The organism is Anaerolentibacter hominis (genome assembly GCF_032380675.1).
GTDB lineage: Bacteria > Bacillota > Clostridia > Lachnospirales > Lachnospiraceae > Anaerolentibacter > Anaerolentibacter hominis.
This window is the reverse complement of record NZ_JAWDIX010000001.1, coordinates 153,652-178,536: the sequence shown is the minus strand read 5'-3', so window position 1 is coordinate 178,536 and position 24,885 is coordinate 153,652. Positions and strand designations below refer to the sequence as shown.

At 46.7% G+C, this 24,885-nt stretch carries 20 protein-coding genes and 1 riboswitch; of the genes, 8 read left to right on the top strand and 12 right to left on the bottom strand.

Annotation, left to right across the window (positions count from 1 at the left end; genetic code table 11):
- Positions 1-16: 16 nt before the first annotated feature.
- Entirely contained in the window at positions 17-1,237 is a 1,221-nt protein-coding gene (locus ABCW47_RS00725) for a nickel pincer cofactor-dependent isomerase, group 22 (protein ID WP_343207947.1), read from the top strand.
- 134 nt (positions 1,238-1,371) lie between these two features.
- Here the strand turns inward: ABCW47_RS00725 and ABCW47_RS00720 are convergent, their stop codons facing one another.
- Positions 1,372-4,752 carry an ABC transporter permease gene (locus tag ABCW47_RS00720; RefSeq protein ID WP_343207946.1) on the bottom strand — a complete coding sequence of 1,127 codons (3,381 nt, stop codon included), beginning with the start codon at positions 4,750-4,752 and terminating at the stop codon, positions 1,372-1,374.
- 25 nt (positions 4,753-4,777) lie between these two features.
- Complete coding sequence (locus ABCW47_RS00715) at positions 4,778-5,482, bottom strand: ABC transporter ATP-binding protein (protein ID WP_343207945.1); 705 nt, start codon at positions 5,480-5,482, stop codon at positions 4,778-4,780.
- A gap of 216 nt (positions 5,483-5,698) precedes the next feature.
- Here ABCW47_RS00715 and ABCW47_RS00710 point away from each other — a divergent pair, with 216 nt between their 5' ends.
- Positions 5,699-6,319, top strand: a complete 621-nt coding sequence (locus ABCW47_RS00710; RefSeq protein ID WP_343207944.1) for a TetR/AcrR family transcriptional regulator — start codon at positions 5,699-5,701, stop codon at positions 6,317-6,319.
- Between the two features lies 1 nt (position 6,320).
- Entirely contained in the window at positions 6,321-6,917 is a 597-nt protein-coding gene (locus ABCW47_RS00705; RefSeq protein ID WP_343207943.1) for a hypothetical protein, read from the top strand.
- A 57-nt stretch (positions 6,918-6,974) separates the two neighbouring features.
- Here ABCW47_RS00705 and ABCW47_RS00700 read toward each other — a convergent pair whose 3' ends face one another.
- The 8 genes from ABCW47_RS00700 to thiT all read right to left on the bottom strand — a co-directional run bounded on the left by ABCW47_RS00700 (position 6,975) and on the right by thiT (position 16,747).
- Entirely contained in the window at positions 6,975-9,371 is a 2,397-nt protein-coding gene (locus ABCW47_RS00700) for a hypothetical protein (protein WP_343207942.1), read from the bottom strand.
- Positions 9,372-9,649: 278 nt separating this feature from the next.
- The gene (xylB, locus tag ABCW47_RS00695) at positions 9,650-11,179 is read right to left on the bottom strand and encodes a xylulokinase (protein WP_343207941.1); all 1,530 of its coding nucleotides are present in this window, start codon (positions 11,177-11,179) and stop codon (positions 9,650-9,652) included.
- A gap of 86 nt (positions 11,180-11,265) precedes the next feature.
- Entirely contained in the window at positions 11,266-12,735 is a 1,470-nt protein-coding gene (locus ABCW47_RS00690) for an L-fucose/L-arabinose isomerase family protein (RefSeq protein WP_343207940.1), read from the bottom strand.
- Positions 12,736-13,101: 366 nt separating this feature from the next.
- Positions 13,102-13,377, bottom strand: coding sequence for a hypothetical protein (locus ABCW47_RS00685; protein ID WP_343207939.1), 276 nt, complete (start codon positions 13,375-13,377; stop codon positions 13,102-13,104).
- A gap of 3 nt (positions 13,378-13,380) precedes the next feature.
- Positions 13,381-13,860, bottom strand: coding sequence for a methylated-DNA--[protein]-cysteine S-methyltransferase (locus ABCW47_RS00680; RefSeq protein ID WP_425516040.1), 480 nt, complete (start codon positions 13,858-13,860; stop codon positions 13,381-13,383).
- Positions 13,861-13,874: 14 nt separating this feature from the next.
- The gene (locus ABCW47_RS00675) at positions 13,875-14,762 is read right to left on the bottom strand and encodes a glycoside hydrolase family 25 protein (RefSeq protein ID WP_343207938.1); all 888 of its coding nucleotides are present in this window, start codon (positions 14,760-14,762) and stop codon (positions 13,875-13,877) included.
- A complete protein-coding gene (locus tag ABCW47_RS00670) occupies positions 14,762-15,685 on the bottom strand; it encodes a putative ABC transporter permease (protein ID WP_343207937.1) in 924 nt (307 codons plus the stop codon). The genes ABCW47_RS00675 and ABCW47_RS00670 overlap by 1 nt, the downstream gene beginning before the upstream one ends.
- 381 nt (positions 15,686-16,066) lie before the next feature.
- Positions 16,067-16,747, bottom strand: a complete 681-nt coding sequence (thiT, locus tag ABCW47_RS00665; protein WP_343207936.1) for an energy-coupled thiamine transporter ThiT — start codon at positions 16,745-16,747, stop codon at positions 16,067-16,069.
- A 71-nt stretch (positions 16,748-16,818) separates the two neighbouring features.
- A riboswitch (TPP riboswitch) is annotated at positions 16,819-16,915 on the bottom strand.
- A gap of 650 nt (positions 16,916-17,565) precedes the next feature.
- Between thiT and ABCW47_RS00660 the strand changes: the two genes are divergently transcribed.
- The 4 genes from ABCW47_RS00660 (at position 17,566) to ABCW47_RS00645 (ending at position 22,572) form a co-directional block, all read left to right on the top strand.
- Entirely contained in the window at positions 17,566-19,239 is a 1,674-nt protein-coding gene (locus ABCW47_RS00660; protein WP_343207935.1) for a Na/Pi cotransporter family protein, read from the top strand.
- A 260-nt stretch (positions 19,240-19,499) separates the two neighbouring features.
- Positions 19,500-20,189, top strand: coding sequence for a winged helix-turn-helix domain-containing protein (locus ABCW47_RS00655; protein WP_343207934.1), 690 nt, complete (start codon positions 19,500-19,502; stop codon positions 20,187-20,189).
- Positions 20,190-20,226: 37 nt separating this feature from the next.
- Complete coding sequence (locus ABCW47_RS00650; protein ID WP_343207933.1) at positions 20,227-21,651, top strand: sensor histidine kinase; 1,425 nt, start codon at positions 20,227-20,229, stop codon at positions 21,649-21,651.
- A 6-nt stretch (positions 21,652-21,657) separates the two neighbouring features.
- Positions 21,658-22,572 (top strand): hypothetical protein, encoded by a 915-nt coding sequence (locus ABCW47_RS00645; protein ID WP_343207932.1) that lies wholly within the window; start codon positions 21,658-21,660, stop codon positions 22,570-22,572.
- Here the strand turns inward: ABCW47_RS00645 and truA are convergent.
- The gene (gene truA / locus ABCW47_RS00640; RefSeq protein WP_343207931.1) at positions 22,569-23,324 is read right to left on the bottom strand and encodes a tRNA pseudouridine(38-40) synthase TruA; all 756 of its coding nucleotides are present in this window, start codon (positions 23,322-23,324) and stop codon (positions 22,569-22,571) included. The genes ABCW47_RS00645 and truA overlap by 4 nt on opposite strands.
- Positions 23,325-23,387: 63 nt before the next feature.
- Between truA and ABCW47_RS00635 the strand changes: the two genes are divergently transcribed.
- Positions 23,388-23,930: a phosphatase PAP2 family protein gene (locus ABCW47_RS00635; protein ID WP_343207930.1), complete on the top strand. Its 543-nt coding sequence runs from the start codon at positions 23,388-23,390 to the stop codon at positions 23,928-23,930.
- Here the strand turns inward: ABCW47_RS00635 and ABCW47_RS00630 are convergent.
- Positions 23,892-24,884, bottom strand: coding sequence for a peptidylprolyl isomerase (locus ABCW47_RS00630; protein WP_343207929.1), 993 nt, complete (start codon positions 24,882-24,884; stop codon positions 23,892-23,894). The two genes, ABCW47_RS00635 and ABCW47_RS00630, sit on opposite strands and share 39 nt — an antisense overlap.
- Between the last annotated feature and the right edge of the window lies 1 nt (position 24,885).

Below are 24,885 nucleotides of genomic sequence, written 5' to 3'. Positions count from 1 at the left end.
AGGAAGCATTTCAACGATGAATCAGCCCAGATTATATCAGATCAGACAGCACTACAACCACCCCTCCATCCAGGATTTAAAGAAGGAAATTAATACCCAGCTGGATACCCTTTCTCTGGATGTTGCGGGGAAAGAAATCGGTGTCACGGTCGGAAGCCGCGGAATCAGCCATATTGCGGATATCACCCTTCACATCTGCGATTATATCAGAGAACACAGCGGGACTCCATTTATCATCCCCTGCATGGGAAGTCACGGCGGCGCCACGCCTGAGGGCCAGATCCGGGTACTCTCCCACTATGGGATTACAGAAGAGTCTATGGACTGTGAAATACGCTCTTCTATGGAGACCGTACTCCTTGGGACAGCTTCCAATGGCTGTCCGGTCTATATGGATAAGGTTGCGTATGAAGCAGATGGCGTTTTACTGGTGAACCGGGTAAAACCCCACACCGATTTCATTGCGGAAAATGAAAGCGGCCTGGTGAAAATGGTTTCTATCGGTCTGGGAAATAAAACCGGCGCCACAGAAGTACATAAATATGGACTGGCACAGTCCATCCCTCTCGTATTTAAAGAGGCGGCAAAACAGATGCCTTTCATCGGCGGCCTGGCCATTCTGGAAAATTCAAAAGAAGAAACAAGCATATTAAAGGCGGTCAAACCGGAAAATCTGCTGGAGGAAGATGCCGCTCTTCTCAAAACCGCTCATACACTGGTGCCAAAGCTCCCCTTCGGCCAGATTGATGTTCTGGTGGTCAAAGAAATGGGAAAGTCCTACAGCGGTACCGGAATGGATACAAAAACCATAGGGCGCATCCGTATCCACGGCATACCGGAACCAGATTACCCGGATGTGAACAAACTGGTCGTCCTGCGCCTCTCCAAATCCTCCGACGGCAATGGCCTGGGAGTGGGTCTGGCAGATATCACCACAAAGGAGCTTGCAGACAGTATAGAACAGGATATCACCTACACCAATCTGATCCACACCACGTTCCTGGAACGGGGCAAAATCCCGGTCTATGCCCCAACTGAGGAGGATGCCGTCAAAATGGCCTTCAGCACCATAGGCGCTGTAACTCCGGAGAAGGCCAAAGTCATGGTAATCGAGAATACTCTTCACATTGATACCCTCTGGGTGTCAGAGGAAATTCTAAAGCACCTGGAGCCGAACAGCTATGATCTGTTACAAGAAGGAAGCCTGTGCTTTGAAAACGGCAGACTCACAATCTAATACATAAGGATTGACAAAAACAGGGGCGTCAACGACTGTCTCTGTTTTTGTCAATCCGAACGTACAAAACAAAATTTCCGGGAGCATTGGATGCCTGCATCCCTGCCTCCCGGAAATTTTAGTTTTATACACCCTTACTCCACACTCTTCATGGATTCTACCATATCAATCTTCTTCAATTTATAATACATGACGAAATTGACAAATACAGAGAATACAAAAGTCAGCACCGCACTGTAGAAACAGCTCGCAGCAGATATATTTCTCCCGAACATAAGCAAATCGATTTCTACGGTGATAATAACATATTTGTGAAGGAAAAATCCCAGTATCAGACCAACAGCCACGCCGATTGTGGTTAACAGCACATTTTCCCGATACACATAGCTTGCAACCTCTGTATCATAAAATCCCAGCACTTTCAGTGTCGCCAGCTCCCGTTTCCGCTCATTAATGTTAATATTATTCAGATTATAGAGTACTACGAATGCTAACAGGCCTGCTGAAATGATTAATACCCATACAATCACATTCAGATTGTGGAGCATATCATTCACCTTATCCTGGAAAAAGTTGGTCATGGTAACCGCCTTAACTGCTTTATTTTCCAGAAGCACCTTTGCCAGCTCCGCTTCCATATCCTCATCCCGGTTTACATTATTGATAAGAATCTCATTGTACTCCGGCTCTTCGTCAAATATGTCCCGATACAGCTTGGGTGTCAGGTATACATAGTGGTACAGATAATTTTCCGCGATATGATCCACCCTGACTTCTTTTTTATGCGTCTCATCCGTCTTTATGTAGATCGTACCGCCCTCTTTTACATCCAGCACCTTTGCCAGCTTTTCAGTAATGATCACTCCCTGGTCCGTCAAGGTGTATTCCTCTCCCGAGAGCCGGTTATGGATTGAAACAAAGTCCTTCATCCGTTCCGGGTCCTCCGGCACATAGATATACGCGCTCTTCTCCGTCTGTCCGCTGCCCACATCCACAGATACATCCCGTATCTTCATGGAATCTTCGATTTCTTCCCTCTCCGCTACTAATTCATCCAGTGCATCCCGTTTTCGCTGTCCGGCATCGGTATCCAGCTGAATCGAACCGTCGTGAAGATGAATATTCGTATATTGTTCCGAAGAAACCACATAAATAGAGTCCCTGATGCCAAATCCAACCATCAAAAGAGCCATGCATCCGCCGATTCCAAAGATCGTCATAAAGAATCTTTTCTTATACCGGAACAGGTTTCTGACTGCAGCCTTCTTGGTAAAGTTCAGCCTCTTCCAGAGGAAGGTAACCCGTTCCAGAAAGATCCGTTTCCCCTCCTTCGGCGGCTCCGGCCTCATAAGCTCTGCCGGACGCTCTGCAAGCTCCCGGTAGCAGGCAAATACCGTTGCCAAAGTGGTACAGCCCACGGCCAATAAGGTTGCGCTGATCCCGTACCCCGCATGGAGCGGGGTCAGCACTTTGGGCAGTCCATTGTAAAGAATTGCATAGGTACTGACGATAATTTTAGGCAGCACCGTCTCACCGATCAGAACACCGAATATACTGCCTCCCACACTGGCAAACAAAGCATAGAATATAAACTTGGAGGCAATGGACCCTTTTCCGTAACCCAGCGCTTTCAGCGTCCCGATCTGAATCCTCTCTTCCTCCACCATACGGGTCATGGTAGTGAGGCTGACCAGTGCCGCAACCAGAAAGAAAATGGCGGGGAATACTTTTCCGATTGCGCCGATCCGCTCTGAATCCTGACCGTATTCCACATAAGTCTGTACGGAATTCCGGTCCAGAACATACCATTCCGGCGCCTTCAGATCATTTAGCTCCTCTTCTCCGTCCAGTATCTCATCTTCTGCATCTGCTATCTTTTCGTCAGCTTCCTTTTTCTTATCCTCATATTCCTGTTTCGCATCTTCCAGTTCACTCTGACCGTCCGTCAGCTCCTGTTTCGCGTCCTTAAGCTGTCGTTCCCCATCTGTGATCTTTTGCTTTGCCTCCCTGATCTGTTTTTCACCGGAGGCAACTTCTTTTCTCCCATCTTCCAGCGTTTTGCCGGCCTTTTTCAGTTCTTTTTTCGCCTTATTTAGTTCCTTCTGTCCCTGAGAAAGCTGTTCTTTCGCTGTATCCAGCTGTTCACGCGCAACACCCAGCGCATATTTCGTCTGGGCCAGTTCGCCCTCTTTTATGGCAAGCGTCTGTTCCGCCTCCGAGATCTGCGTCTCTCCCGTCTCAATTTCCTGTTTCAGCGCGCCATAGGTTTCCTCCAGCCCCGGAACTCCCTGGGCAATCTGTGCTTCCAGCATAGCCAGTTTTTCTTTGGCATCTTCCAGTATCATCTTCTGAGAGGTCAGCTCAGCCTGAGCCAGCTCCAGCTCCTTCTCTCCTGCGCTAACCTGTTCTTCCCCAGCTATAAGCTCTTTTTCTTTCTCAGCCAGCAGCCCGGCAGTCTCTGCCAGCTTTTTATCGTTTTCTTCTATTTCCTTCCGGCCATCCTCATATTCTTTCTGACCCGTTTCCAGCTCTCTCTTGGCATCGCTTAACTTCTTTTCATTAGCAGCGAGCTCCCTTTTACCGTCATCTAATTTCTTTTCCTGCTTATCAACCTCTTCCCAGCCATCATCAATTTTCTTCTGAGCATCCTGAATTTTTTTATCTGCATCGGAAAGCTTCTCCTGCGCCTCTGCCTTCGCGTCCGCCAGCTTATTCTTAGCATCCGCAAGGGTTTCCTCCGCCTCTGATTTCACATCGTCGAACCGCAGTTTACACCGGCTGTCTGCAATCTCCTCTACTCCGGTCCTTACTTCTTCAACCCGGTCTTCATACTCATCTTCATAGCAGTTTAATAAAGCCGCATCCTCCACCGTAGCCAGAATCTCTGTAAAGACATCCAGTGTAAAGTCACCGGCAGGCACCACGAGAAAACCATTCAGCTTGCCGTCTCCGATATTGGTGGTACCCCGGTCCAGAGACAGATAATAGGGATGGTTTACCGTTCCTACGATTGTATATTCCTCCTGCCCCAGCACTTCGTCAAGTTCTGTGTCCGTTCCGGAAGAAAGCTTCAATTTATCCCCAATCTGAAGCCCGTAATTCTCTATCATATGGTTATCCAGAAGACATTCCCCTGTCTTTTCAGGAAGTCTGCCGTCAACCAGTTCCATCTGGTTAATTCCGCTGCTCTCAGCCATAACCTTCACATTAAACAGGTTATCACCAGAGGAAGCCACAACATCCTGCGTATAGGTTCCCTGTACCTCTTTGATCCCCTCGATATCCCGTATTGCCTCCAGGTCGCCTTCGGTCAGCCCCATCGTGCTTAAAACCCGGATATCCATCATGTTCTCACTGTCAAAATAGGTGTCTGCGGAAATCGTCATGTCAGGTTCCGACACGCGCACTCCCGCAAAAAAGGCGACGCCCAAAGCCACAATCAGAAAAATCGAAAAGAACCGGTTCAGGCTCTTTCTGATCTCCATCTTAAAATCTTTCCAAAGCATTCCCTTCATACGCAAAACCCTTCCTGCTGTTCATTTACCATTCGATTTCTTCTACCGGTGTGGGGTTCTCATTCAGAGTGGTCCTGCTCACCTTGCCGTTCTTAATCTTAATCACCCGGTCCGCCATAGGCGTCAGCGCCGAATTATGGGTAATTACAATTACTGTCATTCCTTTCTCCCTGCAGGTATCCTGCAGCAGCTTTAAAATAGCCTTGCCGGTCTGATAATCCAGAGCACCGGTGGGCTCATCACAGAGCAGAAGCTTGGGATTCTTCGCCAGAGCTCTGGCGATAGAAACCCTCTGCTGCTCTCCCCCTGAAAGCTGCGCCGGAAAATTATACATCCTCTCCTTCAGCCCCACTTCATCCAGCACGGTCTCAGCATCCAGAGGATTCTTACTGATCTGAAGCGCCAGCTCCACATTCTCCACAGCCGTCAGGTTCTGCACCAGATTATAAAACTGAAAGACAAAGCCGATATCATCTCTCCGGTACTGGGTTAACTTCTTTCCAGCATAAGAGCTGATATCCTGTCCGTCCACAATGACCTGTCCGGAAGATACCGTATCCATGCCGCCCAGAATATTTAAAACTGTTGTCTTACCTGCGCCGCTGGGACCGACAATAACGACAAATTCTCCCTTTTCTATGGAAAAACTCATACCGTCCACCGCATGGATCTCAATTTCTCCCATTTTATACGTCTTTTTCACGTCATTTACTTCTACATAAGCAGCCATAATCATTCCTCGCTATCACTTCGTAAACTATGTATACGTAAAAACTCTGCTAAATATCTTGCTTCCTGATTTTATTAGTGTAACATATTGGCACAAGAAAAAAAAGGGCGGCGGCATACAGCATTTCCAAGCATTTATATTGACACACTGCACCTGTCTCTGTATAATTAACCTATCGGTCAGTTAATTAATATAAAAGGGAGGGTACCATAACAATTGGCTAGAAAAAAGATTCCTGAGAATTATGATAAGAGGAAAAATGACATTATTCAGGCTTCCATCGGACTCATGATCAAAAAAAGTATGGCTGATTTCAGTCTTGCTTCTGTTGCTGAGGCTACCGGCCTGACAAAAGCTGCCATTTACTGGTATTTTCCAAATAAAAACACATTAATCGAGGAAACTGTCAAGAGCGTTTACCAGGCATACATCGGCAATGCGGATAAAATTGCCGCCAGCGGATTAAGCGCATATGAAAAGCTCCGCCTGATTATACTCGGTGAATCCGATACCATTGCTTCTGCCATGATGTGCCTCTTCCCCATTAAGTTTTATCTGGAAGCATATTCGAACGAAAGTCCGGTCAAGAATTTGATCCGCGATGGTTACGAGCATTTCAACAATCTCATAGCCGGCCTCATCGCCTCCGGTATTAACAACGGAGAGTTTCTCACGGATCTTCCAGTAAAGCAATTAACCACATTTATCACAGCGGCTATCGACGGGCTTGCGTTCCAGAATCTCCTGGTATCCTCGGAACACATTGAATATCCAAGAGAATTTATAGTCTCCGCGATGGATCGTATTTTAAGACCAGTCACAGAAAAGGAAGTGTGATATGAACCAGAAAAAGAAATTAGTTAGTATTTATATATCCGTCCCCTTTGGAATCGCGATCATCGTCTGTTTCATTACCAACTATGCGATAGACCGGACACTAAACTGGTCGCTGATAGCGGCAGGTGGATGTGTTTTCGCCTATCTGCTCTTACTGTTGGCATTAACAGGCGGGAAGCACCGGGTTCTTCTTCTGTACGGTGCCGTCTGTATTTTGACCATACCATACCTGTACTTAATTGAGCTGGTTGCCAATCAGTATTTGGCTGCTCCCCAGTATTGGGTATCAGGCTTTGCCGCTCCAGTAAGCATATGCTGGCTCGCCATCTTCGGGCTGCTCGCCGTCATCCGGAAACTGACAAAATTAAATGCCTGCATCATAGCGGGAATTAGTATACTTGGCATTTACGCCGGCGAACGGTTTACAAACATGCGAATGGATCAGCTTCCCGGGGTGAACGATTCCTGGAGCTTATCGGATCAATTTCCAGTCGTCTATTTTGGAATGGCAGCCATTTTTATTTTTATCGGCATTGTGATCATGTCTGTCAGACATATCAAGCACAGTCCGGCGGAGCAGCAAAACCAGTGTAAATAAGAATTCCTTACAGAGAAAGGGCTGACGCCTAAGCGTCAGCCCTTAATTCATGCAGCATTATTTCTTATAAGTTTTGCTTACTACATTTGACCATTTGGTATAAACTTTTTTACCGTCGATTAATTTTACGCCTCTGACCTTATAATAATATTTCTTTCCGTTTTTCAGCTGTTTCTTGCTGTTCTTATAGGTTGTTTTTGATTCATTTGCAGTCGTATGGAATGCTTTCTTACCATATCCGCTGCTCTTCTTTGTGGAGCGGAATACTTCATAGTAATCTACATCCGTACCCTTGCCAGGCTTCCAGCTGAGCTTGATATAACCCTTGCCGGATTTCGCTGAAACCTTAATCTTGGATGCCTTTACTGCTGCCGTTAATTTGGCTTTCGTATCAGCAACTGCTGAATCTACCGTCTTGCTATCGGAAAGTGCATAGTAGGAGAAATGTCCCGTGGTAAATTGATAATAAGATTTACCATCTATTTCAATTATCGTACCCTTTACTTCTTCTGCTTCGCCCTTATCATTGATGAACATCACTTTTACATCTTTAGGATCAAGCCCCTCCGGGATCGGCGTTGCCACCGTTGCTGTGCCGCCGCCGAAGTCGCTTACCTTGCCTTTGCCGGTTTCCAGATTCAGATCCAGAACCAACGTATTTTCCGTGATTCTGCTTCTTACCGCCTCCGGCAAAGCATCTGATTTCATCTGTTCTATTGTCAGTTTTACAGTTTCACCCTCAGCCTGTCCGGCTACCGCTTTCAGAGCCTCATTGTCTAACGTGATGTCTCCCGCAGTAGTAGTTACTTTAAGATCAGCGGAGGTCTCTTCTGCAATCGTTTTCACCGTCTCTGCTGGAAGGGAGGTCTCTACCTGTGTTGTTCCTGCAGGTAGAGACGCAGTAATAGTAATGGTTGTCTTTACCTCTTTCGCGCCTGCATCAGCCGCCTCTTTTTCGGCTTTCTTAGCCTGTTCAACCAGTTTGTCTGCCGCCTGGGAAGTAATCTCCGCCTTAGCAGTATTTCCGGTTGTATTGACTCTGGCCGGTGCGTTTACTTCTGCATTGGCCGTTGTTGTTCCGTCTTTATCCTTAATCACATCTGTCTTAGTTTCTACACCGGTTATTGTATCTTTCTGTGTCGTAGTTGTTACACTGGAGCCGTCTGGTTTCGTATCGACTTCTGTCTTAGGAACATCCGGTGTGGGCCCAACAGGTACATAAACGCTGGGATAATATACGGTAAATGTATTGTCGCCGTTGTCTCTCACCTCATAACCGGAAGTGATATATTCACTTGCCGGCTTAGAAGAGAAGGTACCGCCTGAGATGCTCATGCTGAATGTCTGCTCATACTTACCTGCATCTAAAATATTAATCGCAGCAGTTCCACCCTTCAGGATTGCATCATCGGAGATCTTTACAGTAAGGGCGTTGCTGTTCTGACATTTATCATAATTATTCTTCACCAGCAACAAAGCAGAGCCATCATATCTTGGACCGGAACCTGTAGCGGGATAATTATCCATATCCGGCCCATTTTCGGTTGCGGTTCCTGTAATGGTTCCTCCTGTAATACTGATAGTACCCATCAGGGAGTGGATACCTGTCTTACCGGTGATCGTACCGCTGGAAATATTCAGAATTCCTTCTGATGGGAAGAAGATAGCCGGACCATCAGAAGCCGTTAATGTGCCGCCGGTAACGGTAAAATTCTCTGTAGCCTCAGTGTTATTGCCACCCAGAGCTGCAACCTTGGCACTGATATCGGCTGTACCGCTTACCGTTACATTTGCGCCATCCATCGATGCTACACCATATCCATTTAGATTGCTTATAGTTCCGCCTGAAATATAGGTATTCGTTCCAGCGGCGGTACAATAGAGAACCGCATCTCCATCTTTTGTACTGTTGGTGCTGAAGTTACCTCCAATGATATGCATTTCCTTATTATTGAAGAGAGTCATCTCACCCTGGCTTACATACGTGCCGCCACTAATGTTTACAATACCTCCGTTATTCTGCACTGCTCTCAGTTCTGCCGTAATATTCAAATCAGTCAGTGTCAGAGTAGGAGCTGTATCAGGAGTTGTAGTTATACCATATTTACTACTTGATATTGTGCCGTTTTTAACCTCCACAGACCCAGAAGTGATTCTTAATCCAAAAGAATCTACAGTCGATGTGATTGTATTACTGCCTAAGTCCAATGTGAGGTTTTTATTAATTTCCTGAGTTGCTGATAGAGAAACATCCACAAGAAGCGTGATTGTATCTCCGGCATTAGCATTCTCAACTGCCTCTGCTAACGACCCATATTCTACATCGTCATTTACTCTGGCGACTGCTGTGGACGTATCCACTGGGGGTTCCTCCGCCCTGGCCATTGCCGGTGTCACGCCTACGATCATAGCCGCGCAGAGAAGTAATGTAATTAGTTTCTTTAGATTTTTCATACCTTCTAATTTCCCTCCATTCATGAGCAAAGTGAACAGGTCATCATAGTTTCTGCTCCCTTTGTACGCCGCTGCGATGATACCCTCAGCTGTCTACGTTAATCACGAATCGCAGTGTACGTGTATCCCTTTTGTTTTCCTCTTCATTATACCCCCCCCGGTATAAAATTAGCAAGGTCTTTTTTTATGAAACAGGGAAATATTTCCATGCAGATAAAACAAAAAAGAGCAGTGATTTTCTAGGTCAAAATCACTGCTCTCAAATCTTTTTCTCAGTCTTATAAATCCAGTCCCGCCAGCGCCTTATACTGCTCTTTCAGGCTTGGATAAAGTGCTTTATAAATCTCATGAAGCTTATTATACTTCTCCGTATTCTCCGGAACCGGCTCACAGGATTTATCTGTGTTGATCATCTTCTCACAGGCATCCTCCACGCTGGAATAGATACCTGCTCCAACACCGGCCAGGATTGCCACACCCAGTGCGGGACCTTCCTGTGCAGAAACAGTCTTCACACTGCAATTATACATATCCGCCAGCATCTGACGCCAGATCGGACTCTTGGCACCGCCGCCGCAGGCCATCATCTCATCCACCTTGACTCCCATCTCCACCAGAATATCATTGCAGTCTTTCAGGGAGAAGGAAACACCCTCCATAATTGCCCGCAGAAAATCTGGTTTTTTATGAATCGCCGACAGACCGAAAAATACGCCTCTGCAGTCCGGGTCCAGATGAGGGGTTCTCTCCCCCATCAGATAAGGCAGATAGATCAGTTTGTTGCTCCCCACCGGGGTATCCATAATATCCGCGTTAATAAAATCATAGGGATCACAGCCTGCAGCTTCCGCCCTGGCAATATAATCTTCACAGAAATTATCCTTAAACCATTTTAAAGACAGTCCGGCGCCCTGGGTAACACCCATTACATGCCAGCAGCCCGGAACGGCACAGCAAAATGTATGTACTCTGCCTTTCGGATCAATGGTAATCTTGCTGCTGTGGGCAAATACCACGCCGCTGGTTCCGATCGTGGTGAACGCCCGTCCATCTTTTACAATGCCGGTACCTACCGCTGCGGCCGCATTATCCCCGGCTCCGCCGACAACTAAAGTATTCTCCGACAATCCGGTCAGCTCTGCCGCTTTCCGGCTTATTTTTCCTGTCACTTCCGGAGATTCATAAACCTTGGGAAGCATGGCTTTATCTATCTCCAGTTTTTCCAGCACCTCATCGGACCAGCAGCGGTTTGGAATATCCAGAAGCTGCATACCCGAAGCGTCGGAAACCTCTGTGGCAAAATCTCCGGTCAGCACATAGCGCACATAGTCTTTCGGAAGCAGAATATGGCGGCATTTCGCGTAATTCTCCGGCTCATTATTGCGCACCCAGAGAATCTTTGAGGCTGTAAATCCGGTCAGCGCGGGGTTCGCGGTGATTTCGATCAACCGCCTGGCTCCAACCTTCTCCGTAATCTCTTCACATTCTTTTGCAGTACGCTGGTCGCACCAGATGATGGAAGGCCGGATCACCTCGCAGTTTTCATCCAGCATGACGAGTCCGTGCATCTGTCCGGAGATACCAAGTGCTTTCACATCTTCTTTATTGACGCCGGACTGCTTCATGACTGCCGCAATCGTCTCTATCGCAGCGTCTTTCCAGTCATGAGGGTCCTGCTCTGCCCAACCGTTTTGAGGCTGATATAAAGGATACTCTTTTGATACAGAAGCAATGACCGCGCCAGTTTCATCAAACAGAACCGTCTTTGTGGCGGACGTACCCAGATCAATACCAATTAAATAATTCAATTTACATTTACCTCCGTCCTTTTCTATCAATACTGCCTCTTACCGGAGCCGCTTTCCATTGGCCCGGATGGCTATCTCATCCGTTCTTAATCCTCAAATGGATTCTCGGTAGGATAGAGCATACCCTGAGGCTGGTTAAAGTTTACGTCGGCTCCATAATATTTAAATACTTCGAAAAGAGCTTTGCCGAAATGTCCGAACGCCACCGCACCGTGATGAGGATAGTTCTTCTGAACCAGTACATGACGGTAGAAACGTCCCATCTCTTTGATTGCGAAGACACCGATTCCGCCGAAAGAACGGGTTGCAACCGGCAGCACTTCACCCTGGGCCACATAAGCGGTTAATTTGGCATCCGCTGTGCTCTGAAGGCGGAAGAATGTGATATCGCCCGGTATAATATCTCCTTCCAGCGTTCCCTGTGTTACCTCTTCCGGAAGTGTTCTGGCCATAATCCGCTGATAGTTCATGCCGCATTTGCTCAGCTTGGAAGCAGATGTATTTCCGCAGTGGAAGCCCATGAAGGTATCGCTTAATTTATAATCGTATTTCCCTTTAATTTCATCATCATACATATTCTGAGGAACGGTATTGTTAATATCCAGCAGGGTTACAACATCATCGCTGATGCAGGTTCCGATATACTCACTGAGTGCTCCGTAGATATCCACTTCACAGGAAACCGGAATCCCCTTTGCCGTCAGACGGCCATTTACATAACATGGTACAAATCCAAACTGGGTCTGGAAAGCAGGCCAGCATTTACCGGCAATCGCTACATATTCGCGGCTTCCTCTGTGTCCCTCCACCCAATCCAGAAGGGTGAGCTCATACTGTGCCAGTTTGGGAAGAATTCCAGGCTTGTTATTTCCCTCTCCCAGTTCTTCCTGCATTTCCTTCACGATCCCGTCAATTCTCGGATCATCGGCATGCTTATGATATGCTTCAAAGAGATCCAGCTCTGAGTTCTCTTCAATTTCCACACCCAGGTTGTACAACTGTTTAATCGGCGCATTACATGCCAGGAAATCCTGAGGTCTGGGTCCAAATGTAATTATCTTTAAGTTATTTAAACCGATAATGGTCTTGGCAACCGGGATAAAATCATGAATCTTATCTGCCAGCTCATCGGCTGTGCCAACAGGCTTCTCCGGTATGTACGCTCTGATATTGCGCAGCTTTAAGTTATAGCTGCAGTTTAACATTCCGCAGTAAGCGTCTCCTCTGCCGTCAAGCAGATCTTCTCCGGTCTCCTCTGCCGCTGCAACAAACATAACCGGTCCGCCGAAGGTTTTAGCCAGCAGGGTCTCCGATGATTCCGGTCCGAAGTTCCCCAGATAGACAACCAGCGCGTTGCATCCGGCTTCTTTCACCTCTGCTGCCGCCTTTAACATATCCTTCTCGTTCTCCACAACGGTCTTGCAGTTGAAGATATCACCGTATTTCGCAGTATATCTGTCCGCCAAAATCTCTCTTCTCTTATCGGAAAGAGTCATAGGGAAGCAGTCCCTGCTCACGGCAACGAGTCCTAATTTAACCTCTGGTACATTGTTCATTGTCTTGTCCTCCTATTTCCTGTAGCCCATACATTGTTTACATGCTACTTAATTTAACTGTATTCTCCAGGTAACACAGGCGCCGGCAGGCCAAAAAATTGTCTGCTCTGACTTACCGGCGACAGTACCACATGATTGTTAATATTATACTAAATCTCAGGAGGAAAATCCATTTATTTATAGGATTTCCCCTATAATGCCCGTAAAACCCGGCAGTTAAGCCATTTGTTCAGAACCGTACAAGTTAGGACACATGTATGGTTCTGGTCCCTTTCCCCATCTCCGTAAAGCCTCTCCCCCTGCCGCCTCTGCAAAAAACAAAGTATGTATCCCAGGGGGCACAAAAAACGTCATACACAGCATAACCTATTGATACTGTGTATGACGTCGTTCCCCTAAGCACGGCAATATGTCAACAGGAATCTGCTGGCTCTCTATGCACTCCTGTATACTCATACTTTGCCATAAATCTTCATTCTCCGCTACCGGACATTCAAACAATTCCGTCTTTTCATTATACCACTCACTGCAGTAAGGCATAGAATTTTTATGAACAATATATTCCTTTAAGGCAAAGGCTCCTGCAAGAGTCACAGCGGCCAGACAGAGCCAGAATACTATTTTCTTCTTATCGGAAAACATTCTTTAGCGTTCTTCTCCTAATTTGTCGCAGTGCATTTGTTCCAGAAACAACAAAGAAGCCTTCTTGTCCAAACCGCCTGCATAGCCGGTTAGGGCACCATTGGCCCCCAGCACCCGATGACATGGTATTACTATACCGATGGGGTTATTGTGATTGGCCATACCCACAGCCCTGCAGGCTTTAGGGTTGCCTATCGCCTGGGCAATTTCCTTATAGGAGCGGGTTTCGCCGTAAGGGATCTCCTTAAGAGCATCCCAAACCTTTTTCTGAAATGCAGTCCCTGACGGGTGCAGCGGCAGTTCAAATTCTTTTCTGTTTCCCTCAAAATATTCCAGAAGCTCTCTCACCGTCTCGTGAAGAACCGGTGACTGATCCGGCGTCTTTATCTGCTCCTCTGTAAATCCGATCCGGGTTACTTCCCCGTCGGTTTCCTCAATCAGAATCAGTCCCGCCGGAGACTCCAGCGTACACCTTTTTACCACTCTAAATCCCCTGCCTATTCTTCGTTAAATTCCATCCACAGATTCAGATCCACATTTCCCTTAATCCCCGGAACCTTCCCCTTGTTCGTATATTGCCAGAGGGCAAATTCATATGGATAATCCGGCTTATCCCCAAAGTCGGAATACCAGATCATGTAGTCAGTAAGCCTTTCTGTATCCAGCTCTGCCAGAAGCTGTGCTTTATCTGCGTAAATCATAGGTGTATAGCCGGCTTCCTCAATCCTTTCACAGAAAGCGATACAAAAATCCGTTCTTTCCTCTCTGGTCAAATCTCCGGTCCTGGCATTCTTGCTGTCTATCAGCTCCGAATCCAGCGCTACCGGGCCGTCAATCTTATACTTTTTCAGAGCCTTCAGTACAAAATCAGCTTCTTCCTCCGCCTCTTCCCGGCTAATTGCCTGAGAGAAAAAATAAACGCCCGTCCTCAGACCATTTTTCTTTGCTCCCTTTATATTTTCCCTGAAATTATCATCCAATACCAGCCGTCCCGTTTTGTAGCCCCGTATTCCCAACCGTATCATGGCAAAGTCAATACCGGAGTCAGCCACCTTTTTCCAGTCTATTGTATTTTGAAAGGTAGATACATCTACACCCACGCCGGATTTCTTTCCGTAAGAGTAATACTCTTTCTTCTTTTTCAATTTGCTGCGGTCAAACGAACTTTGCGGAAGCTCCGGATTGATCTCAACCGCGTATTCTTCTCCCTTTTTATCTTCCACATAGGTGTACTCGGCCTTTGCCGCACTGACTATATTTGTCTCTGCCACATCCGCCGGGGCCATCTCTACAGATTGAATTTTGTATCCATAATCATCTTCCGGCAAGCGGCTGCACCCGGTCAGCAGAACCAGGCCGGCGGCAACCAACATCCATTTCCTCATTAAACAGATCCTTTCTTATCAAAAAAGGCTTTTATTTTCATCATATAATCATGTATTGAATCTGAAAGCTGCCCCGCCTTTCCGTTCTTCAGGTTAGGAAAGGCATTGAGCAGACGCTCTCTTCCCCAAACCTTCTGACTCGTCAGATGACGGTAACGACCTTTAAGTTCATCCAGTTCCTGACGATAAAGAGCCTTCTTATTTTCCCAGTCCGTGCGGTAGGTTTCAAGCCTTTCCTCATGCTCCCTCGAACGCTCCGCGCGCTCCTGCTTATATTCCTCTCCCTTTTCTTTCGCATTTTCCAGAGCAGGAACCACTTTCTCCGTAACGCCATCCGAAATATTCTCACCAATCGCATCCGAAATCACTTTCAGACGGCCGGAAATTTCATTCAACAGCCGCAGATGCTTCTGCAGCTTCATAATCGTAGTGACAGTTACCAGGCAATCCACAAGGAATGCGCTCAGACAGATTACTGCCAGCACCACGCCAAGCCGGAACGGAATCATTCTGACAAATTTAGTTACGATCGGATGGAACGCGTCCATGATCAAAATACAGGCCAGCCCCCACATGATCGAAAATTCCAGGCAAACATAGCCCATTATGTTAAACGGCCGTTCGGAATAGTCCCACCATTTATCATGAAATACTTTCTCAAGGACAAAGCCGGTAACAAATTCCAGAGCGGACGTTAGCAGTGCTGCTCCAATGAACAGTAGAAGTACGTTCTCTTTCAATGGGGTGAGGCAGATCACCACAATTACCACACCAAACCCGTAAATCGGGCAGACCGGCCCATTTAAAAATCCACGGTTTACAAACTTCCCTGTTCGAAGTGCTGCAAACGCCACCTCACTGCACCAGCCTAAAAATGCATATATAATAAAGAAGCATAAGAGTTCATAAATTGAATATTCCATCCAGACTCCTCCTTTAACGCAACATACGTTACCCGTCACCCGTATGAACCCGGAATTTAGTATATCACAATCCGGTCATCTTGACGATATAAACCTGAGAATTTGTCGCTTTATAGGATTAAGGTGTCTAAACAAATCTTTGAAGAACTTTCTTATGTAAGAACATAGAATCCCGCTTGCGGGATTCTCCGCCTGCGGCGGGTTGCTCTGGCAACGCAATTCCTTTCCGCCGCAGTGCGATCCCCCGGAGGGTTTTTTATTACATGGGAAAGTTTGGAGAACTTTCCCATGTAATAAAAAAAGGACGCCGCATGTGCAGCATCCTTTATACATATCAGTTTAAAATATCAGAGGTAGGATTCCGCATCCATTGCTCCTACCTTAAGCCAGGGCAATCGTCTTGACCTGCCGGACAGCTTTCGACACTGCCGGAATAAACAGTACGACCAGGGTAAGCAGTGCTTCCGCTCCGATATATCCTCCATTATACAAAAAGGAGTACACCATCGGATTCATGCTCGCCGGGGCATAATACCCAAAAAAGATGACGCCGGATAAAAAGGAGAAGAAAAACCTTCCCAGAATGCCCACCGCATATCCGGTCATCAGGCCATTCTTTTTATCGGAAAAAATACCGGAAAGCCCCAACGCGCCAAAAGCCAGCGGATAGTCACAGATCAGCTGCGGAATACTTAAAATATACGGATCAATGATAAGCTGCAGCATTCCATAGGCGACCGCAGTCATCAGTCCGGCCTTAAGGCCATACCAATAACCGATCAGGCAGATAAAAAACATGCTGAACAGTGTGACGGAACCGCCCATCGGCATGTCAAACAATTTCAAGTTTGACGTAACCATGGCCAGCGCCATTGCCATTGCTGAAAATACCAGCTGTTTTGTCGTTATGGATTTCTGTGCCTTCTTTTTCCCGAAGTAGAGGGCCAGACATAAAAATACCAGCATAACCAGAACCATGGCGATATAACCTGCTGTTGTCGGGCTATATACGACCTCCTGGTATTCATTTGTGTACTTTGTTGCAAAAAATTCCCACCACATAAAAAAACCTCCTTCAACTTGAATTGCAGGAGGGGTACGAAAGAACCTTTACCGCTGTAGCGGCCGGTTATAAACCTTATCATTAGCTTCCTTACGCCGGCATTATCCGGATCAAGTAATGAGGGACTATCTTTCGTCTCAGCCCTACGGGCGCCCCTAGCTTACGCTATTTGATTTTTAAAACAGCCCGGTCTGCCGGGATGTCTTGTTAATTTAAGCTGATTCCGGCGTGGCACCGGAATCCTGCACAAATTGATTATAAACACAGGGAAAGGAAATGTCAACTTGAAGTCTGGTATAGGTTTTGGCAATTGGTTTATGCTAAAAGCAGGAAGAGCCGCAATTTTTGATCTGTCGCCGTACATAATCAAAGGGAAAAACGGCTTGATAAGCAAGCCCGCGTACTGACTTTTTCTCGCCACATAAGCTACGCAAGCATTTCATGCTTGCTCGCTTACGGCTGTCGCCGTACATAATCAGAGCGCGAAGCAGCTTGCAAAGCGAGCTTTGCAGCTGCTTCGCGCTCTGATTATATGTGGCTCGTAGCTTCGAAATTTTACCCAGATTTTACATAATGCCCGTGATGACTTTACAAGGTATTGCTACTATGAAACTGGGGTTAAATTATGATTAAACAATGGTTAAGTTATCTGGACGTTTAAAGGCGAAGATAGAAGAAGGAAGCACGGAGTCTTTCTCGAAAGGAAAGATGAACCGCTGATACTTCATGAATAGATCCTGATTCCGTTTTTCCTTATTCTCTCTTCCCGGATCGGCCGGAATTCCGCCATTGTATACACAAGGAGGAAATTACAGTTATGTCAATTGAGCTTTTGAAAACGCTCTTCAGTTTTATCGGAGGCCTGGGTCTGTTTTTGTATGGTATGAATACCATGGCGGATGGTCTGCAGAAATCTGCCGGAAATAAGATGAAACGCCTGATGGGTTTTCTTACCAACAACCGTTTTCTTGCCGTTATTGTCGGCGCTCTGATTACTGCTATCATTCAGAGTTCTTCTGCTACTACTGTTATGATTGTCGGCTTTGTCAATGCCGGTATTATGAACCTGACTCAGGCTGTAGGCGTAATTATGGGCGCCAATATTGGTACAACCATTACCGCCTGGATCGTTTCCATGAGTGAATGGAGTCAGGTTTTAAGCCCTGATTTTCTGGCGCCGCTGATTGTGGGAATCGGCGCATTCTGCCTCATTTTTACGAAGAAGCCGAAGAGCCGGCAGATTGGTGAGATTCTAATCGGTTTCGGTGTGCTGTTTATCGGTCTTTCTTTAATGTCTTCCGCAATTAAACCATATCGTGATTCTGAGATTTTTGTGAATGCGTTCCGTGTACTGGGCAGCAATCCGATTCTGGGTATTTTAACCGGTGCGGTAGTAACCGCTATCATTCAGAGTTCTTCCGCTTCTGTGGGTATTTTACAGACTCTGGCTTTAAACGGTATTGTCAACTGGAATTCAGCCGTATTTATTACCCTGGGTCAGAATATCGGAACCTGTGTGACCGCACTCATTTCCAGTGCCGGTGCACAGAAAACAGCAAAACGTGCTGCTGTTATCCATCTGCTGTTTAATGTGTTCGGAGCAGTTTTCTTCGGCTTAATTATGTTTATCATATTCCGATTTAACCCGGCCTGGGCATCAGGCTCCATTAATACGGTACAGATTTCAATTTTCCATACCATATTCAACATTACGAATACTATTATTCTGTTCCCGTTTGCCAAAGGTCTCGTCAAGCTGTCCGGCGTACTCTTAAAGGACAAGAAAACAGCAGAAGCACCGCAGGAATCGGAAGATATTGTTGCGGATGTCAGAAGGCGTCTGGATACCCGTGTTACCCATACCCCAACCCCTGCTTTTGCTATCGAGGCCGCCAACCGGGAGGTCATTCATATGGCCAGCATTACCTATAGTAACTTCAAGGACGCGGTGGATTCCGTCATGGAAAACAGCCCTGAATTGGTTGACAGCGTGCTTCGGAACGAACAGGTAATCAACCAGCTGGAAAAGCTGCTGACGGAATATCTGGTTCAGATTGATAATATGTCCCTGACCGAATATCAATATGCTCTGGTTAAAGATCTGTTCTACACGATTCATGACCTGGAACGAATCGGTGACCACAGTGAGAACCTGGCTGAACTTGCAAAAACAAAAATTGATGAAGATCTTCGTTTCTCCATGATGGCTACGGAAGAACTGAATCAGATCTCCGGCCTGGTACTCCAGGGTCTGGAAAATGCAATCAAAGCCAGAAAGGATATGGATGCGGCTGCCATTACCATTGTGCAGCAGTCGGAAAAAGAAGTGGATGATATGGAAGACGATTTAAGAGAGCGCCATATCTTCCGTCTCTCCAACCATGAATGTCTGCCGGAAAGCGGTATTATCTTCCTGGATGCCATCACCAACCTGGAACGCGTTTCGGATCACTCACTTAATATTGCAGAATACGTACAAAGTGAATTATAATAAAGTAAAAAAGTTACAAAGTAACTTTTTTACGCTACTTCTCGATTTACGTAGTAAATTGAGAAGGGACCCGTTTACGCTGCTTCGATTTACGCAGTAAATTGAGAAGGGACCCTTTTACGCTACTTCTCGATTTACGTAGTAAATTGAGAAGGGACCCGTTTACGCTGTTTCGATTTACGCAGTAAATGGAAAAGGGACCTGTTTATTTTAGAAATTATTCGTAATATTACGCAGCTAACCCACCTTAAGGAGTCAACATGGAAAAAATATTTGTAATAGAGGATGATGAAAACATCCGGGATATGATTCATCTGGCCCTGACCAGTTATGGATTTGATGTTATGGATTTTGAAGCCGCAGAACCGGCTCTGAAGGAAATGGAAAAGACCATTCCGGATCTGGCGATTTTTGATATCATGCTGCCCGGGATGGATGGTCTGGAAGCAATCCGCATTCTTCGGGAAAAGCCAGGCACTGCAGATATTCCAATTATCGTGTTAACTGCCAAAGATAAGGAGTACGATAAGGTAATCGGTCTGGATAACGGGGCAGATGATTATATCACCAAGCCGTTCGGCGTGCTCGAAATGACAGCCAGAGTGCGTTCCCTGTTAAGACGTGTTCAGAAATATAAAAAACGTCCAACACTTCTGAACATGAACAGTTTGACCGTGAATACCGATACACGGGAGGTCTTAGTGGGCGACAGGCCAGTGGGGCTTACCTATAAAGAATATGAACTGCTTCACTACCTGATGACGAACCATGCAAGGGTTGTGTCCAGGGAGGAACTGCTGGACAGATTATGGGGCTTTGACTGCAGTGTGGAAACCAGAACACTGGATATTCATATTAAAACGCTCCGCCAGAAACTTGGCCCGGAGGCATCCGAGTACATTAAAACGATCCGCAGTGTAGGATACCGTTTTCTGTATGACAAAGATTAAAATGTGATCCATAAGATGAAAAAGGGGTAGCCGCAAGATGAAAAGAGCAATTTTTACCCGGTTTATAATTGTTTTACTCTTCGCACTGCTGTTATGCAGTGCGGTTTTTTACTATGTCACAGGTAATCATCTGCTTAAGACAAATATTGAGACGATGGGAACCATTCTTCGTACGGTAGATTATTCTCTGGATTATGCGCAGGAACTTCAGCCTCAGATCAACAGGCTGGGGGAAAATGCCCTGGAAAAGGACAGCCGTGTCACTGTGCTGGATCTGACCGGTAAGGTTTATGCCGATACGGAGGCCCCTCAGATTTCCCTCATGGAAAATCATCTGGAGAGGGAGGAGATAAGGGAAGCCATCGAAACCGGTACCGGCTATTCTACCCGCCGTTCCTCCACCTTAAATAAAAATCTTTTATACGTTGCCAGACTTGCAGACAATGGCAAATACATCCTGCGTATCGCGGTTCCCTTTTCCGCGTCTTCTGATTATGCCAGGGCGCTGCTGCCTATTCTGACTGCGGGAGTGGCTGTTTCTTTTTGTGTTTCCATGATTCTGGCTGTGGGCATTACCAAAAATATCACCAGGCCGTTAAATGAGATTGCGGAGGAAATGAAAACGCAGAAAACCGGGCGGCCGGACTTTCATTTCTGCAAATACCGGTATGAGGAATTCAATGTCATCGCAGACACCACCGTTGCCATGGCAGAGGATATTAATGATTACCTGGACAAGCTGGAATTTGAAAAGAAGGTACGGCAGGAATTCTTTTCGAATGCGTCGCATGAGCTGAAAACTCCGATTACGTCCATTCAAGGCTACGCGGAATTGCTGGCTAATGATTTGATCCCCGGCAGGGAAGGACAAAAGGATGCGCTGGGTCGGATTATTCGGGAGGCCAGCAACATGACCGGCCTGATCAATGATATTCTGATGATTTCCAGGCTGGAGACAAAGGAAACACAGGTGGATTTCTCCCCGGTCCGTATGCCGGTTTTGCTGGATGATGTGGTGGATTCCCTGAGTCCTCTCGCAAAAGCCTGCGGTATCACCGTAACGGTAGACTGCTCTCAGGCTTCTATATTTGCAAATTTACAGCAGATCAGGGAGCTGATGTCCAATCTGATCAGTAATGGCATTAAATATAATCATCCGGGCGGTTCCGTCCGGGTACGGGTCAGAGAGGACGCCTGCAATCTTCTTATTTCTGTTTCAGATGATGGTATGGGCATCTCACAAGAAGATCAGGTCAGGGTTTTTGAACGTTTTTACCGTGTGGATAAAGGGCGCAGCAAAAAAATGGGAGGGACCGGACTGGGCCTTTCTATTGTCAAACATATCGTTAACTTCTATAATGGAACTATTCGGATTGAAAGCGAGCCCGGAAAAGGCACCACATTCCTGGTCACGCTGCCCAAAGAAAAATCATTGAATACGACTGATGAAATCCGCACATGAGAGAAGATGAATCCATTGAAAGAAACCATACCTGCTATTAATTCCGGAATCGCAAAGTCAAAAAAAAGAGGCTTGTGGATCAAAATCCCCGCGGGGATTTTGCTTACACTGCTTCTTCTTTTTCTGGCCTTAAGTATATGGGGGGCTACGATTGAGAAGGATGCCAGCATACAGCCGGATTATCCCAAAACAGACATCATGCCGCTTCTGCTGAAAGACACCCTGAGCGACGGCGATTATGAAGTGTTATTTTATCAGACCGGACTTGGAAAGCCTGCTGTAGATGATCTGAAGCGGGAAGAAGATTATATAGATACGATGCTTCGTTTTCAGGAAAACTTTTTTGAAGACAGGACTGTCACATGCAGCACCGCATTTTTTCCCGTACGGCAGGAAATGTTAAATAATACCAGTCTGGAGAGCCCTTACTGCTTCGAACTTGCCCCTCTTTATGATGGTGATGTTCTGATTACCCGTTCCACCCACCTGTTCGGCATACGTCTTGGCCACTCCGGGATCGTGACAGACGCCGGCGGGGATGAATCACTCGAAGCCTATGGGCTTGGCGTCACATCAAGCCTTCAGGATGTACAGGGATGGCGGGGCTATGGTTCGGTCATTGTGCTCCGTCTGAAGGAAGAATATGCAGGCCTCGCTACGAAGGCCGCAGCCTTTGCTAAGGAGAATATGGTGGGGATTCCCTACCGCATTACCTCTGGATTTCTGGGAAGAAAATATCAGGAGCCCGGCAGCATCTGGGGAACACAGTGTGCCCTCTTAGTCTGGAATTCTTTCTATGGGGCGGGTCTGGATATTGATTCCAACGGCGGCCGCCTGGTTATACCAGATAATATTTTAAACTCTCCCTATTTCGACATCGTTCAGGTATACGGGGTTGATCCTTTGGAAGTCCATCCCTAGAGGGGATATCTTACTTTATCGAGAAAAAGGCCGCAGGCGGGCAGCATCGGCCCCGCCATGCTCCGATCTTTTATGCTCAGCACCTTCTGTATCTGTTCAGAAGACATGCGGCCCCGGCCCGCTTCCAGGAGAGTGCCGGACAAAATTCTGACCATATGATATAAAAAACCATCTCCATCCATACAGATTCTCAGCCTGTGATCGGGCAGAGAATCTATTTTTATGAAGTTCAGACGGCGCACCGTATCTCTCTCCGTGCTGCCCAGAGAAGAAAACCCCTTAAAATCATGGGTTCCGACCAGCTGCCCGGCTGCTGCCCGCATCGCATCCAGATTCACCTCTCCCGGCAGCCAGGTACTATACTCCCGTCCAAACACTCTTCTGTCTTCCCCCATATCTATATAATAGGAATATTGTTTTCCCAGAGCATCAAACCTGCTGTGAAACTCCATATTGCCCTCTTTAACCCACAATATGCGGATGTCAGAAGGCAGCGCAAGACGGCACTCCTGTTTCAGCTCCTCACAGGAAATGCTGCTTCCCGTTCTGAAATTTGCAGTCTGTTCCTGTGCATGCACCCCCTTATCCGTCCTTCCGGCTCCGATTACGTGTACCGGATCATGAGTCAGCGCGGACAGGCAATGTTCCAGCTGTCCCTGAATAGATTTATGATAAGGTATTGTTTCGTTTCTCTGCCAGCCCTGATAGCGGGTTCCATCATAAGCGATTCCCAGTATGAGATTTCTTTTCATATTGTCTTATCCTTTATAATAATCAGAGTTCGGCTGAAATTACATAGAAGGGAGGTTTTTCTATTGCAGCCGATTCAGGTCTTTGACGAGTTTATTCTGCATCTTATCCAGTCTCTTTCCACCCCGGCGCTGGATCGTATTATGATCTTTCTGACCCATCTGGCAGACAGAGGTTTCCTGTGGGTTCTTCTTGCTTTCTGCCTTTTGGCGAGTAAAAAATACCGGCAGACCGGCAGCCTGATCTGTCTTTCTCTGCTGTTCTCAGCGCTGCTCGGAGACCATATTTTAAAACCGCTCTTTGCCAGAACCCGTCCATTTGCCGCCTGTCCTTCTATTCATTTGTTGATTCAGCCTCCCGGAAGCTTTTCATTCCCCTCCGGCCACACCATGACTTCCTTTGCCGCCGCAGCCTCACTCTTTTCCCTGAACCGAAAAGCAGGAATGGCAGCCGGCATATTAGCGGCTGCCATTGGATTTTCCAGAATGTATGTGGGGGTGCATTATTTCACCGACGTGCTGGCCGGTGCTGCCGCCGGCATTTTAACAGCTCTTTTGCTGACCCGGCTGTTAGTTCGTCCTGATAAAAATGCTGTCCCACGCGGATGAATTCACCGTCACTTTAATATCCTTTGCCCACTCTGCGTAAGTCTGGTAAAAAGACTCCTTCTGTGCCTCTAAGATAAGGCTTGTCTTCCGTTTGGTTGTAGCGTCTTCATCGTTATCGCTGACACAGTAAATGACATAATAGCCCTCTTCCCCCTTAATTACCGGACTGACATCCCCGGTGGAAAGGGCAAAGGAAGCTTCCACAAAGGCAGGTTCCAAAGTAGTGTCGTCCCGTCCGAACGTATGCTCCGTCACCATACTCTGGGAATTACTTCTGGCAAAAGCAGTAAAATCCTCTTCTTTGAGTGCCTGCTTCCGAAGGCTTTTCGCCTCTTTTTCAGCAGCCGCATCGGTTCCGCTCACATAGAAAAATGCCGTATGAATCTCTCTCACATCTTTCACCAGATCATCGGTATCCAGATCATTGGTCATGATTTCAAAGGCTGTTTCTGCAAGCATATTTTCCCGGTATACCCGGTACAGGACTTCCTCCGTGATACCATACTTATCCTTAGCCTCCTGATCCAGAGATGCATAGTAAGTACTGACCGCGGTTTTTAATGTATTTTCATCTTCCTCGTCCAGCTTGATATCATTTTTCTCGGCATTTTTATTTATGATTTTTACCTCTGTAACCGTTTCCAGAAGCTGATCCTTGGCAAGCTGTTCCACCGTCTTATCTCCGTCACCGGTATTCAGATACCAGACCCTGTCTCCCAGCACCGGCTCATACTGTTCTTTCAGATGAAGCACATAAACATAAAGTTCCCGCAGGGACACTCCGGTCAGTCCTACTTTCAGAATCTCCGTATCCGGATCAACCTCCCCGGATACAGAGATCCCGCCTTTCCCGTTTTGTTCAGCGTCCTTATCTTTCTTGCCGCAGCCGGTCAGCACCATTGCCGCCAGCAGCATCCACAGAAGTATTTTTACAATGGGACCTTGCTTTCTCATA